Source organism: Bradyrhizobium ganzhouense, from assembly GCF_049949285.1.
Classification (GTDB): Bacteria; Pseudomonadota; Alphaproteobacteria; order Rhizobiales; family Xanthobacteraceae; genus Bradyrhizobium; species Bradyrhizobium ganzhouense.
The window spans coordinates 2,490,799-2,505,335 of record NZ_CP181318.1 but is presented as its reverse complement, the minus strand read 5'-3'; the positions used below and the strand labels follow the sequence as shown (position 1 = coordinate 2,505,335).

The window sequence follows — 14,537 nt, the reverse complement described above, 5'->3', positions numbered from 1 at the left end:
CTTTCGCCGGTTGCCCTCGCGGCACACCGCGGCCATTGTCCGCCGCATGAGGCGCCCAGCGCGACTCGCCCCAGACAGCGACATTGCCTTCCATGGTATTGTCCCGGCACGGGGATTCGCGCCTGCCAACAGAGATGCGTGCTTATGAAAATCACCCGCCTGCGCCTACACGGATTCAAGTCCTTCGTTGAGCCCACGGACTTCGTCATCGAGCCCGGCCTGACCGGCGTGGTCGGCCCCAACGGTTGCGGCAAGTCGAATCTCGTCGAGGCGCTGCGCTGGGCGATGGGTGAGACCTCGTACAAATCGCTGCGTGCGGCCGACATGGACGCGGTGATCTTCGCCGGCTCAGGCAACCGTCCCGCGCGCAACCACGCCGAAGTGACGATGACGATCGACAATGCCGATCGTACCGCGCCGGCGGCGATGAACGACAGCCAGCTGCTCGAAATCTCCCGCCGCATCGAGCGCGAAGCCGGCTCGGTCTATCGCATCAACGGCCGCGACGTCCGCGCCCGCGACGTGCAGATCCTGTTTGCGGACGCCGCCACCGGTGCGCGTTCCCCCGCCCTCGTCCACCAGGGCAAGATCGGCGAAATCATTCAGGCCAAGCCCGAGCAGCGCCGTCGCGTGCTCGAAGACGCCGCCGGCGTCGCCGGTCTGCACGCCCGTCGCCACGAGGCCGAGCTGCGACTGAAGGCGGCCGAAACCAACCTCACCCGCGTCGAGGACGTGATCGGCCAGCTCGCAGGGCAAATGGAAGGCCTGAAGAAGCAGGCCCGTCAGGCCGTGCGCTACCGCGAAGTCGCGGCCAAGGTCCGCAAGGCCGAAGCCACGCTGTTCCACCTGCGCTGGATCGGCGCTCACGCCGACGTCAACGAATCCGGCCAGACCCATGATCTCGCCGTGCGCGAGATGGCCGAGCGCACCCAGCACCAGGCCGAAGCCGCCCGCATCCAGGCCATCCGCGCCGCCGAAATGCCGGCGCTGCGCGATGCCGAAGCCCGCGCCGCCGCGGGCCTTCAACGCCTGACCAATGCCCGCGAGCTGCTCGACCGCGAGGAAGAGCGCGCCAAGGAGCGCGTCGCCGAGCTCGAGCGTCGTCTCGCCCAGTTCGAAGGCGACATCGCGCGCGCCCAGCAGCAGACCATGGACGCCGACGTCGCGCTGCAACGGCTCGACACCGAAGATGCCGAGCTGAAGGAAGAGATCAAGTCGCGCGTCGAGAAGCGCTCCGGCGTCGACGAGCGCGTCGGCGAAGCCGAGGCGGTGCTGAACGAAACCGAGCAGCAGTTCGCCGAGCTCACCACCGCGCTCGCCGACCTCACCGCCAAGCGCAATCAGTTAGAGGCCAACGTCCGCACTCACCGCGACAAGCTCGCCCGTCTCGACCAGGAGATCGCGAACGTCGCAGCCGAAGAGCAGAAGCTCGCCGCCGAGACCGGCGGCTTCGGTGATCTCGACGAGCTGACCGCAACGGTCGAGACCGCCGAGCAGACGCTAGCCGCTTCGGAAGCCGCCGCGCAAGCGAGCGAAGCTGCGCATGTCGCCGCGCGCCAGACGCTGGAATCCTCACGCTCGCCGCTCAATGAGGCCGACAAGCGCGTGCAGCGCCTCGATACCGAAGCGCGCACAATCTCAAAAATCGTCAACGGCGAGACCAAGAATCTGTGGCCGCCGATCATCGACGGCATCACCGTCGACAAGGGCTTTGAAAAGGCCATCGGTGCCGCACTCGGCGACGACCTCGACGCGCCGGTCGATCCGTCGGCGCCGATGCGCTGGACCAATGCCGGCGTCACCGAGGGTGATCCGGAATTGCCCGAAGGCGTCACCCCGCTCGCCAACCACGTGCAGGCGCCGGCCGAGCTGACGCGCCGTCTGGCTCAGATCGGCGTGGTGCCGCGCGAGCGCGGTGCCGAGCTGGTGTCGCAGCTCAAGACCGGCCAGCGGCTGGTTTCGCCCGAAGGCGACGTCTGGCGCTGGGACGGCTTTGTCGCCGCCGCCCACGCCCCGACCGGTGCTGCACGGCGTCTCGCGGAGCGCGCCCGCCTCGTCGACATCGAGAACGAGCTGGAGCAGGCCCGCATCGACGCGCAGATCAAGCGTCAGGCGCTGGAGAACGCCGAGTCCGAATTGCAGATGGCGGCCAGCACCGAAGGCGCCAGCCGCGAGGCCTGGCGTGCCGCGCAGCGCGAGCTGAACGTCGCCCGCGAGCGCCATGCCACCGCCGAGCGCGAGATCAGCCGTCATGCGGCGCGCAAGGCGACGCTGTCGGAAGCGCATAGCCGTCTCGCCGCCGACCGCGCCGAGGCCGAAGCCGCCTACGAATATGCCGAGGCCGGCATCAGCGAGCTGCCGTCGAGCGAGGACACCGAGACCCGTCTCGCCGCCGTCCGCAGCGACATCGAAGGCCATCGCCGCATGGCCGCGCAGGTCCGCGCCGAGGCGCAGGCACTGGCGCGCGAAGCTGAGCTCGCCGACCGCCGCGTGCAAGCGATCCTCGCCGAGCGCACCGAATGGCAGAACCGCAAGGAGAGCGCGGCCTCCCATATCGACACCATCCAGACCCGCATCACCGAGGTCTCGATCGAGCGCAGCGATCTCGAGAACGCGCCAGCATTGTTCGCCGAGAAGCGCAGCGCGCTGATCACCGAGATCGAGTACGCCGAGAACGACCGCCGCATGGCCGCCGACGCGCTCGCCACCGCCGAAACCCTGATGGCGGAAACCGACCGCGCCGCGAAGCTGACGCTGGAGGCCCTCTCCAGCTCACGCGAGGCCACCGCCCGTGCCGAGGAGCGGATGGAAGGTTCGCGGCGCCGGCTCGAGGACATCGAGCGCGAGATCCGCGACATGCTCGAAGTCGAGCCGCAGGCCGTCGCCGGCCTCGCCGAGCTCGAGCCCGGCGCAGAGCTGCCGCCGCTGCACGACATCGAGGAAGACCTCGAAAAGATGCGCCGCGATCGCGAGCGCCTGGGCGCCGTCAATTTGCGCGCCGAGGAAGAGCTGCGCGAGGTCGAGACCCAGCACACCGGTCTCGTCACCGAGCGCGACGACCTGGTCGAAGCCATCAAGCGGCTGCGCCAGGGCATCCAGAGCCTCAACAAGGAAGCGCGCGAGCGGCTCCTGACCTCGTTCGAAGTCGTCAACAACCACTTCAAGCGCCTGTTCGTGGAGCTGTTCGGCGGCGGCGAAGCGGCGCTGCACCTGATCGAGAGCGACGATCCGCTGGAAGCCGGTCTCGAAATCATCGCCAAGCCGCCGGGCAAGAAGCCGCAGACGCTGTCGCTGCTCTCGGGTGGCGAGCAGGCGCTGACCGCGATGGCGCTGATCTTCGCGGTGTTCCTGACGAACCCCTCGCCGATCTGCGTGCTGGACGAAGTCGACGCACCGCTCGACGACCACAACGTCGAACGGTACTGCAACCTGCTGCACGAGATGACCGGCTCGACCGACACGCGCTTCGTCATCATCACGCACAACCCGATCACGATGGCCCGGATGAACCGTCTGTTCGGCGTCACCATGGCCGAGCGCGGCGTCTCCCAGCTCGTCTCGGTGAGCCTGTCCGAGGCCGTGGACATTCTCGACCAGAACGTGGCGTGAGGCTGCGGCCGCGCCACAACCATTGACGTCATCATCCGCGAAAGCGGATGATGGAAGATGATCTCGCCCAGCCTTCCTCCCGAACTCAAAGCCGCCCTCGACGCGAAGCTCCAGGGCTTCTCCCGCACCGACGCCGCGCAGCGGTCGCAGAAGATCTCGACCACCTATCGTGCCGGCGGCGGCTCCGGAACGATCAAGTCGGAAGCCGATGCGCTCGCTTATGCGCTGGCGCGCATGCCGGCGACTTACGCGGCCGTGGCCGCAAGCCTGAATGCGCTCACCGAGATCGCTCCGGAGTTCATTCCGGAAACGCTGCTCGATGTCGGCGCAGGCCCGGGCACAGCGAGCTGGGCCGCGGCGGAGGCATTCGCCTCGCTGCAAGATTTTACGCTGCTCGACACCAACGCCACGCTGAGCCGGCTCGCGCTCGAGCTGGCGCGCGACAGCTCGCGCCTCTCCGATTGCCGCTATCTGCCGGGCGATGCCGCCGCCAACCTCGCCGAGGTCTCGCAAGCCGATCTCGTCGTCGCGAGCTATGTCATCGGCGAGCTCGGCGAGAGCGACCAGCGCAAGATCGCCGAGACAATGTGGGCCAAAGCGCGCCACGCGCTGGTCGTGATCGAGCCCGGCACGCCGGCCGGCACCACCCGCATCCTCGCGCTGCGCCAGCAACTGATTGCGGCCGGTGCCTACGTCGCCGCACCCTGCCCGCACGAAAAGCCCTGCCCGCTCATCGCGCCCGACTGGTGCCACTTCAACCAGCGCCTGCCGCGCTCGCAGGCGCATCGCCAGATCAAGGGCGCCGAGGTGCCGTTCGAGGACGAACGCTTTATCTACGTCGCCCTGACCCGCTCACCGCCAGCGGCGCGCGCCTCGCGGGTGCTGGCGCCGCCGGATGTCGGCAAGGCCGAGATCACGGCCAAGCTCTGCACGGAGGACGGTGTCGAATTCGCCAAGGTCGCGCGGCGCGACAAGGCCGCCTATGCAGGCGCCCGCCGCTGGCGCTGGGGTGATGCCGTTCTGTCCGAAAGTTAACCCCGTTCGGCGCTTTTGCCTTTGAACTCGGATGGCTCCCGATCCGACCAAGTCTTACCTTCCCTCCGCGCGGGGCTCTCCCCCGGCTCCATTTTAGTTTAGGCTGTCCGTCCCAATTCCCTTCAGGAGTTCTCCATGTCGACCGGCTGGATCGTTCTCGGCGTTATCGTCGTCCTCGTGTTCCTGGCGTTCAGTGCCTACAACCGGCTGGTGGCGCTGGGCCAGCGCGTTGGCCAGGCCTTTGCCGATGTCGACGTGCAGCTCAAGCAGCGTCATGACCTGATCCCGAACCTGGTCGAGACCGTGAAGGGTTATGCCTCGCATGAGCGCGGCACACTCGACGACGTCATCAAGGCGCGCAATTCGGCGATGTCGGCGCAGGGGCCTGCGCAGGTGTCCGCCGCCGAGAACCAGCTCTCCGGCGCGCTCGGCCGGCTGATCGCGCTGTCGGAGGCCTATCCCGACCTCAAGGCGAACGCCAATTTCCAGCAGCTCGCCAGCGAGCTCTCCGACCTCGAGAACAAGATCGCGGCGAGCCGCCGCTTCTTCAACAACGCGGTCCAGGAATACAACACCGGCATCCAGCAGATGCCCGCCGCTCTGTTCGCCGGCATGTTCGGCTTCACCAAGAAGGACTTCTTCGATCTGGGTGCGAGCCGCGCCGAGGTCGAGGCTACGCCTCAGGTGAAATTCTGATCTGAGCCGATAGGCCGGCAGGGCAACGCGTCATGGCCGCGTATGGTCTCTACACGCACATCGCCTCGAACAAGTTTCGTTCGATGCTGCTGCTCGCCGGCCTGTTCGCGCTGGTCTATGTGCTGGTCTATGCCGGCGCGCTGGTCGCCGAGGTCGTCGTCAATGGCAACGAGACCATCGCCTATTACCTGAGTCACGCCTTCTCCGACCTGCTCAAGGCCGCGCCGATCGCGACGCTTGCCGTAATCGCCTGGATCGTCATCGCCTATTTCTTCCACCAGTCGATGATCGACGCGGTGACCGGCGGCCACAACGTCACTAGGCAGGAAGAGCCGCGGCTCTACAATCTGCTCGAAAATCTCTGCATCTCGCGCGGCATCACCATGCCGAAGCTGAAGATCATGGAGAGCCCGGCGCTGAACGCGTTCGCGACCGGCCTCAACCCGCGGCAATATGCAATCACCGTCACCACGGGTCTCCTGAAGGCGCTGAACGACCAAGAGATCGAGGCGGTGCTCGGCCACGAGCTCACCCACATCAAGAACGGCGACGTCCAGCTGATGGTGGTCGCCGTCATCATCGCCGGCGTTGTCGGCTTCTTCGGCGAATTGTTCTTCCGCCTGTTCACGAATTTGAGCTGGAGCTCCGGCGGCTCGTGGTCGTCGGGCTCCTCCTCATCGTCGCGGTCGTCCTCGTCGTCGAGCGACAGCAAGAGCTCCGGCGGCGGCGCCATCGTGGTCATCATCATCGCGGTCGTGCTGATTGTGGTGGCCTGGCTGGTGTCGCAAGTAGTCAAGCTCGCGTTGTCGCGGTCGCGCGAATATCTGGCCGACGCCGGCTCGGTCGAGCTGACGAAAAATCCCGATGCCATGATCTCGGCGTTGCGCAAGATCGAGGGCCGCGGCGAGCTGCCCGGCGCGACTTCCGCGGTGATGGAGCTTTGCCTCGACAATCCACGCGAAGGATTTTCAGATCTGTTCGCGACCCACCCCTCGGTGCAGTCCCGGGTCGATGCGCTGGTCAAGTTTGCCGGCGGCCATGATCCCGGTCCGCTGCCGCCGCCCACCGATGAGAAGGAACAGCCCGCCGCGGACGAGCCCGAGGCGCAGGCCGATCAGCAGGACGCCCCGCCGGCACTGCCGCAGGGTCCGTGGAACGATGCAAGCGGCAGGGCCACGCCGCCGCCCGTCCCGGCGCCGAGCCCCTCCGGAACCACGGCCGGCAATCCGTTGGGCAGTCCGATCGGCAATCCCATGGGTCCGTGGGGCCGCCACTGAGCGTGCGTGCGATCTGCCGCGCCTCAAGCCGGTCACTGCGTTTGGGAAAAACTCCGGGAATTGCGGCGACCGAGGGCGAGGATTTGAATTCTCCCTTGTTTCTGCCATGTTCGCGCCCAACAGCAGACTCGGGACATCGATTTGGGGCCCGGCCGATTGCGACCTCGCGATCGGGGGCGCGCGTTAGGGGACAGCAATGGCAAAGCCGGCAGTGGTTGTGGTGGGCGCGGACAAGGGCGGGGTCGGCAAGACCACGGTATCGCGCACCTTGCTCGATTATTTTTCCGCCAACAACGTGCCGACCCGCGCCTTCGACACGGAGTCACCGCGCGGAACGCTGAAGCGCTTCCACCCCGACATCACCGAGATCGTCGACATGACGACGACGGCCGATCAGATGAAGATATTCGATACGCTCAATGCAACGAGCCCGTCGGTGACCGTGATCGACGTCCGCGCCGGCCTGCTCTCGCCGGCTCTGGCCTCGCTGCGCGACATCGGCTTCCTCGACGCCGCCAAGGCCGGCCAGATCACCTTCGCGGTGTTCCACATCCTGGGCCCCTCGATCGCCTCGCTGGACGAGATCGCCGAGACGGCCGGTTTCATGACTGGCGCCAAATATTTCCTGGTCAAGAACTTCATCAACGACACCCAGTTCTTCCAGTGGGACCAGTCGACCTACAATTCCTACTTCCACCGCATCAAGGATGCGACCGAGCTGACCATCCCCAAGCTCAACGAAATGGCCTATGAGCAGGTCGAGGTCTCCTCCGTCCCGTTCCTGAAATTCGTGGCCAACAAGGGCATCAACGACGAGGCCGCGAACTATTCGTTCGTGCTGCGCGGCTATGTCCGGCACTGGCTCGCGAACGTCTGGAGCGAGTTCGACCGCATCCACCTGACCGACATCGTCGGCTCCAAAGCCGGCGGCCGCAGCAGCGAAAAATAGTTGCAGAGTATGGGCGGATACGGCTGGATTGGGCGGTGAGTTCGCTCAGATAATAGCGTGATGCCCGCGACGCCCCTCTACATCATCTGCTCGCCCCGCCCGCAGGTCGGCAAGACGCTGCTGGCGCGGCTATTGAGCGAATTCCTGCTGCTCAAGAACGGCAACGTCACGGCCTTCGACGTCAATCTGAAGGAGCCGTCGCTGCTCGACTATCTGCCGAAGATCACCGAAACCGCTGACGTGATCGACACCTATGGCAAGATGCAGCTGATGGACCGCGTCATCGTCGATGACGGGCTCGCCAAGGTCATCGACCTCGGTTTCCACGCCTTCGACGAGTTCTTCAAGATGACCGACGAGATCGGCCTGCTCAAGGAAGCGGCGCGCCGGCATGTCGCACCACAGATCCTGTTCGTCGCCGACACCGACCGCGTCTCGGCCCGCGCCCATGAGATGCTGCGCCAGCAGATCCCGCGGATGAACCTGATCACCGTCGACAACGAGTTCATCATCCGCGGCGAGCTACCGTCCGCGATGGAAGGCGGCCGGCTATTCCGCCTGCCGGCGCTGCCCGGCTTCCTCAAGACCTATATCGACCGGTTGAGCTTCTCCTTCACCGGCTATTTGCGCCAGGAGAAGGACTCGTCGACCGAGCTGCACCAGTGGACCCGGCGCAATTACCTCGCCTTCCGCGAGCTCGAGCTCAGCCTGATCCTGCAACGATCTTAGATCACAATTACACCCGGATAATATTGACTGCCGGCCGCGTTGGGCTTAGTGAGGCGGGCATCAACGTCCCCTCCAGCCAGGGCCCAGCCGTGAGCATCGACCGGAAAGCAGCCATCGCCGCCTACAAGGAGCGGAAGACCATTGCGGGCATTTTCGTGGTCCGCTGCACGGCCTCGGGCGAGGCCTGGGTTGGCCAGGCGCCGAACCTGGAGACGATCCAGAATCGCATCTGGTTCACCCTGCGCCAGGGCAACCACCCCTGCCGCAGCCTCCAGGCCGCCTGCAACGCGCATGGCGAGGCCGGTCTGACGTTCGACGAATGCGAGCGTTTTGAGGATGAGGAGACGGACTACGTCCGGAACGCGCTGCTGAAAGAGCGCGGGGCGCACTGGCGGGCCGAGCTGAAGGCGGAGGCGATCTGACGATCGCAGCGATCGCTCAATGCCCGTCGAACGTCATCAGCGTGCGCACCGGAAATATCCATGGCACGTAGCTTGGCGGCGCCGCCGAGTTCGGGCAGATCGATGCGGAACTGCCTCGCCTTCCGTGAGCTCGAACTGAGCCTGATCCTGCAGCGATCCTGATACGCGGCGACGCGACGCGGGCCGATGTTAGTTCATGCGAGTTCCATCGTGACACTTTTTTGGAACCGATAATTATTTCCGTGGCTTAGGCCTTCGTTAGCGTGAGTCCCGTATCGCATGCTGCAACGCAATCATGCCCACGGGTTTCATGTTCAAGGCTGCAAAACGTCTCACCAAAATTGTTCCGCGGTGGCGCACGGGCTTGCGGATACAAATCGCGCTATTGGGTCTCGCTGGCGTTGTCGTAACCGGACTGAGTTGCGTGGTGGGCCTTCATCTCGAGGCCCAAGCTCAGATCGAATCCGATCAAATGGTCAATCTGACCCAGCACGTCGTCGGCCTCTCGGCGACCTATCTGGAAGCCGGCCAGATCTCGGACGAATTCCTGCGCCAACACGACGAAAAACTGATCGACGCCCACGGCAGCGTGCTGAAAACGGCACTGGCGCATCTGTCGGCGATCGAAGCCTTCGCTGACAAGCTTCCCGAGGGCGATCCTCTGAGACAGGACAGCGTGCTGCGATCTGGCTTGAACTTGTATCAAACCCGCTTCAACAACATTGCCTCGATCCAGCGCACCCTCGGGCTGAACGAAAATCAGGGCTTCCAGGGCAAGCTCCGTGCGGCCGTTCATCAGCTTGAAAGCAAGCTGGGCGAGTTCAACCAGGTCGGACTGACCAACATCATGCTGATGATGCGCCGTCATGAGAAGGATTTCATGCTGCGCGGCGAGGAAAAGTACGGAGACGATTTCGACAAGCAGAAATCCAAGTTCGCTGATGCGCTGAAAGCGTCCGAACTTCCCGACCCTGCGCGCGCCGAACTGGGGGCCTTGCTCAAATCCTATGGCGAAAGCTTCTTGGGATACATGGTCACGCAGAGCTCGCTGAACGACGAAGTTGCCGATCTTGCCACCGTATTCGGACGCAATCGCCCCGCCCTGGACAAGCTGGTCAAGACGGCGGACGAGCGCTATCGCGCAGCACAGGCGCGAGCAGCGCAACTGCGTGAGATCCTGCGGTGGACAATTTCAATTGTCACGCTCGCGGCCTGCCTGATCGCGGTCTTCTTCGGTCAGCGCATCGCCAGCACGATCGCGAGGATGACAAGGGCAATGCAGAACCTGGCCGCCGGCGACTTCTCCGTGGTGCTTCCAGGCTTGGGCCGTGCCGACGAGGTCGGCGACATGGCGCAGGCGGTGGAGACGTTCAAGATTCGGACACGAGAGAAGGCCGAGCAGGAAGCCCAGGCGAAACTGCAGCAGGAGTTGGTCGCCAGGGAAGCCCGCAAGGCCGACATGACAAGGCTCGCGGATGAATTCGAGAATGCCGTCGGCCAGATGATCGAGACCGTCACCACGGCCTCCACGGAGCTGGAAACCGCGGCCACCTCGCTGACCACAACGGCCGAGCGCTCGCAGCAGCTGACGAAGGCCGTCGCGCTCGCGTCCGAGAATGCGTCGACGAACGTCCAGTCGGTCGCCTCGGCAACCGAGCAAATGTCATCTTCAGTGCTGGAGATCAGCCGCCAGGTGCAGGACTCGGCGCGGATTGCCGGTGAGGCGGTGCAGCAGGCCGAGAATACCAACCGGCAGGTCAGCGAATTGCTGAACGCCGCCAGCCGCATCGGGGAAGTCGTCCAGCTGATCAACTCCATAGCCAGGCAGACGAATCTTCTGGCGCTCAATGCGACGATCGAGGCGGCGCGCGCGGGCAACGCTGGCCGGGGATTTGCGGTGGTCGCCTCCGAGGTCAAGGCACTGGCCGAACAGACCGCGCAAGCCACCGAGGAGATCAGCCGGCAGGTAAGCGGCATCCAGGGTGCGACCAAGGAGTCCGCCCTCGCCATCAACGCGATCGGCGACACGATCGGGCGGATGTCCGAAATCGCATCGACGATCGCCGCTGCGGTCGAACAGCAGGGCGCTGCGACCCAGGAAATTGCTCGCAACGTTCAGCACACGGCTCAGGGGACACAACAGGTCAGCTCGAGCATCGTCGACGTGCAACGCGGAGCCAGCGAGACCAGAACGGCCTCGGCACAGGTTTTGTCGGCCGCGCAGTCGCTCTCGGGCGGCTCCAATCAACTCAAGCTCGACGTGGGTGCTTTCCTCGAAACGATTCGCGCAGCATAGCTTTCGAACCAGCAATCGCACCAAGCTGGTCTCGGAGTATGAGCCAATCGCTCAATGCCCGTCGAACGTCATCAGCGTGCGCACCGGAATATCCATGGCGCGTAGCTTGGCGGCGCCGCCGAGCTCGGGCAGATCGATGATGAAACAGGCGGCGACGACATTCGCGCCGATCTGGCGCAGCAGCTTCACTGCGCCTTCCGCGGTGCCGCCGGTGGCGATGAGATCGTCGACCAGGATGACGCGCTCACCGGGCTGAATCGCATCGACATGCATTTCCATCTCGTCGATGCCGTATTCGAGGGAGTAAGCGATGCGCACGGTGGTGTGCGGCAGCTTGCCCTTCTTGCGGATCGGCACGAAGCCGGCCGAGAGCTGATGCGCCACCGCGCCGCCGATGATGAAGCCACGCGCTTCCATGCCGGCGACCTTGTCGATCTTGTTGCCGGCCCAGGGATTGACGAGTTCGTCGACCGCGCGGCGGAAGGCGCGCGCATCCGCAAGCAAGGTCGTGATGTCGCGGAACATGATCCCCGGCTTGGGATAGTCCGGGATGGTGCGGACGCTCGCCTTCAGATCGTGGTCAAAGGTCATTGGTGCCTCTCAATTGACCGGCGCATCCAGCCGGAACGCATTCTCGACAATCCGCAAGCCCACCTCGTTGCCGAGCGACATCAGCGATTCCGGATGGAATTGCACGCCGGCGACCGGCAGGGTCTTGTGCTCCAGCGCCATGGCAACGCCGTCCTCGGTGCTGGCAGTGACACTCAGAACTTCGGGCATGCTGTCGCGCTCGACAAAGAGCGAATGATAGCGGCCGATCACGATCTCGTCCGGCAAATTGCGCATCAAGCGCCCGCCGCGCACCTGCACCCGCGAGGGCCGGCCGTGGGCGGGATGGGTGAGCTGGCCGAGCTCGCCGCCGAAATATTCGCCGATTGCCTGAACGCCAAGGCAGACGCCGAACACCGGCAGCTTGTTCTCCAGCGCCGCGTCGATGGTCGTCTTGATCCCGAAATCCTCGGGCCGGCCCGGGCCCGGCGACAGCACCAGCAAATCCCACCTCTTCTGCTTGAGCATGTCGAGCGCATGCACATAGCGGACCACGGTGACGCTGGCGCCGACCTGGCGGAAATAGTCGGCGAGCATGTGAACGAAACTGTCGTCGTGGTCGATCAGCAGCACCCGCTTGCCCGAACCGGTGGCATCGGGGGCAAAGGCCGACAGCGGCTTCGGCGGATCGCCGCGCAATGCCTGGAACAGCGCCGCGGCTTTCACCTGGCATTCGCGATCTTCCGCGGCGGGATCTGAATCGAAAAGACAGGTGGCGCCGACGCGCACTTCAGCGAGACCATCCTTCATGCGGATAGTGCGGATGGTGAGACCGGTGTTGATGCTGCCATCGAAATTCACCGCGCCGATCGCGCCGGCATACCAGCGCCGCGGCGAACGTTCGTGATCCTCGACGAACTGCATCGCCCAGAGCTTCGGCGCGCCGGTCACGGTGACGGCCCAGGCATGGGTGAGGAAGGCATCAAGCGCATCGAAGCCGGGACGCAGCATGCCTTCGACGTGGTCAACGGTGTGAAAGAGTTTTGAATAGGTCTCGATCTGCCGGCGCGCCAGCACCTTGATCGTGCCGGGGACACAGACGCGCGCCTTGTCGTTGCGATCGACGTCGGTGCACATATTGAGCTCGAACTCGTCCTTCTCCGAGTTCAGGAGCTGGCGAATCTGCTCGGCATCGCCGATCGCATCGGTGCCGCGCGCGATCGTGCCCGAAATCGGACAGGTCTCGACGCGGCGCCCGTCGGAGCGCACGAACATTTCCGGCGAAGCGGAGACGAGGAATTCGCCGTCGCCGAGATTCATCAGCGCGCCATAAGGCGACGGGTTGATGACGCAGAGGCGCTGGAACACTTCGGCCGGTGAGCGCTCGCACGGTTCGGCAAAGAGCTGGCCCGGCACGGCTTCGAAGAGATCACCGCGAGCAAAGGCCGCGCGCGCGGTCTCGACCGTGGCCCGATATTCGCCGGGGGCGTGATCGGCAAAGCCCTGGCGCGCGGTCTTCAGATACGGGCTCTCGGCCGTCTCGCGCGGCAGGCCTTCGGTCGACTTGCCCTTCCATGCGAAATCGTAGCTGAGCACGACGCCCCGACCCGTTGCGCGGTCATAGGCGAGCAGGCGATCAGGAACGTAGAGCACGATGTCGCGCTGATCATTCTCGCGTCGGCGCTTCTGCACGAGGTCCTCGATCTGGAACACGAGGTCGTAGGCGAAGGCGCCGAACAGCCCGAGCAGCCCGTCATCATTGGCGGAGAAGGCGGCGACGAGATCGCGCACCAGCGACATGACGCTGGCGCGCCGCGTGCGCTGATCTTCCTCGATCGGCGCATCGCCGCGGATGATATGGCCGGCTAGGCGCGAAGGGGTTTTCTCAGCGATCACCACGCAGGGTTCGCGGAGGACATCGGCGAGGAAGGCGATCAGCACCTCGCCACGCGCGTTGAGCGCTTCCAGCTTGAAATTAACGCCGGTTGTTTCGAGCTTGAGCGGCGGATCGGAGAAGCCGAGGTCGAAGCTCTCGTAGCGGCCCGGCACGGTCGTACCCGAGGACAGCACCACGCCGCGGCGGCGGTCGAGCAGGCTGACGAGATCGTCGAGCCTGTTGGCGCCACCGGTAAACTGTTCGGCCACGCGCGTGATCGCGAGACCGCCGCGGGTGACGTAGTCGCTTCTGGCCGGGAGGGCAAAGACTGTCCTATTCATGGGGTCCTCTTACGAAACTTGCCGAGGGAACGCCACACAGGACAAACGATCAGGCCGCCGCACTGCGTGGGCGACCTTCGACGATTTATGGAAAAGAAATCGCACCGGCCACCTCCTAGGAGGTGCGCCACCAACGACGGGATGGGCGGGCTGCGGTGCTCATGGGCGGATACTCACCATGGCGCGGGGACGGCGTCAAGGGTGGCTAAGATCGCCGGATCACACCAGTTCGCCCGGTTTCGGCACATCGCGCCTCCCATGACGCACGTGGACGACCTCCAGCGTATCATCAGTGACGCGGTAATAAATCAGGTAAGGAAACGGGACGATCGGAAACACCCGAACGCTGGTCATATCAGTCGCACGACCGAGGCCCGGATATTTCGCAAGCAATTGGCTGGCGGACCGGATACGTCGCACAACTACGCTGGCAGCACGCCTGTCGTGCTGCGCGATATATTCGTGAATTCCGTCAATGTCGGTGCGGGCACGCCGGGCGTACCTAAGCTTCACAGCCCACACTTCTTCCAGAGCGCAGCCATTTCCTGATCGGTCGCGAACTCGCCTCGCTCAGCCTGTTCAAGACCCTCAAGCACGGCTGCGCGATGCTCTTCAGGCACAACGAACAGATCGCCGTCATTGGCGACGATCTGCTCAAGCACCTCGGCGACGTAGGCTTGCCGATCTTCCGGCAACCTTCGCACCTTCTCGATCACATCTTCCAAGACCTTTGTCATGGGCGGAATATATACCAGCCG

At 64.7% G+C, this 14,537-nt stretch carries 12 protein-coding genes; 8 read left to right on the top strand and 4 right to left on the bottom strand.

Going from position 1 to position 14,537, the window contains the following annotated elements:
* Positions 1-144 precede the first annotated feature (144 nt).
* From smc to ACLFLU_RS11465, 8 genes are all read left to right on the top strand, one after another.
* Positions 145-3,609, top strand: a complete 3,465-nt coding sequence (smc, locus tag ACLFLU_RS11500; protein ID WP_426412302.1) for a chromosome segregation protein SMC — start codon at positions 145-147, stop codon at positions 3,607-3,609.
* Positions 3,610-3,666: 57 nt separating this feature from the next.
* Positions 3,667-4,644 (top strand): small ribosomal subunit Rsm22 family protein, encoded by a 978-nt coding sequence (locus ACLFLU_RS11495; protein ID WP_426412301.1) that lies wholly within the window; start codon positions 3,667-3,669, stop codon positions 4,642-4,644.
* Between the two features lie 135 nt (positions 4,645-4,779).
* A complete protein-coding gene (locus tag ACLFLU_RS11490) occupies positions 4,780-5,340 on the top strand; it encodes a LemA family protein (RefSeq protein ID WP_426412300.1) in 561 nt (186 codons plus the stop codon).
* A 32-nt stretch (positions 5,341-5,372) separates the two neighbouring features.
* Positions 5,373-6,617: a M48 family metalloprotease gene (locus ACLFLU_RS11485; protein ID WP_426412299.1), complete on the top strand. Its 1,245-nt coding sequence runs from the start codon at positions 5,373-5,375 to the stop codon at positions 6,615-6,617.
* Positions 6,618-6,813: 196 nt separating this feature from the next.
* Positions 6,814-7,566, top strand: coding sequence for a hypothetical protein (locus ACLFLU_RS11480; RefSeq protein ID WP_426412298.1), 753 nt, complete (start codon positions 6,814-6,816; stop codon positions 7,564-7,566).
* A gap of 60 nt (positions 7,567-7,626) precedes the next feature.
* On the top strand, positions 7,627-8,295 hold the full coding sequence (locus ACLFLU_RS11475) for a hypothetical protein (RefSeq protein WP_426412297.1): 669 nt from the start codon (positions 7,627-7,629) through the stop codon (positions 8,293-8,295).
* Positions 8,296-8,384: 89 nt separating this feature from the next.
* Complete coding sequence (locus ACLFLU_RS11470; RefSeq protein WP_426412296.1) at positions 8,385-8,717, top strand: GIY-YIG nuclease family protein; 333 nt, start codon at positions 8,385-8,387, stop codon at positions 8,715-8,717.
* A 295-nt stretch (positions 8,718-9,012) separates the two neighbouring features.
* Positions 9,013-11,013, top strand: coding sequence for a methyl-accepting chemotaxis protein (locus tag ACLFLU_RS11465; RefSeq protein WP_426412295.1), 2,001 nt, complete (start codon positions 9,013-9,015; stop codon positions 11,011-11,013).
* A 51-nt stretch (positions 11,014-11,064) separates the two neighbouring features.
* Here ACLFLU_RS11465 and ACLFLU_RS11460 read toward each other — a convergent pair whose 3' ends face one another.
* From ACLFLU_RS11460 to ACLFLU_RS11445, 4 genes are all read right to left on the bottom strand, one after another.
* Positions 11,065-11,604: an adenine phosphoribosyltransferase gene (locus ACLFLU_RS11460; protein ID WP_426412294.1), complete on the bottom strand. Its 540-nt coding sequence runs from the start codon at positions 11,602-11,604 to the stop codon at positions 11,065-11,067.
* Positions 11,605-11,613: 9 nt separating this feature from the next.
* Positions 11,614-13,779 (bottom strand): anthranilate synthase component I, encoded by a 2,166-nt coding sequence (locus ACLFLU_RS11455; protein WP_426412293.1) that lies wholly within the window; start codon positions 13,777-13,779, stop codon positions 11,614-11,616.
* A gap of 219 nt (positions 13,780-13,998) precedes the next feature.
* Positions 13,999-14,292: a type II toxin-antitoxin system RelE/ParE family toxin gene (locus ACLFLU_RS11450; RefSeq protein WP_426412292.1), complete on the bottom strand. Its 294-nt coding sequence runs from the start codon at positions 14,290-14,292 to the stop codon at positions 13,999-14,001.
* Entirely contained in the window at positions 14,289-14,504 is a 216-nt protein-coding gene (locus ACLFLU_RS11445; RefSeq protein ID WP_426412291.1) for a hypothetical protein, read from the bottom strand. Before ACLFLU_RS11445 ends, ACLFLU_RS11450 begins: the two co-directional genes overlap by 4 nt.
* Positions 14,505-14,537 lie beyond the last annotated feature (33 nt).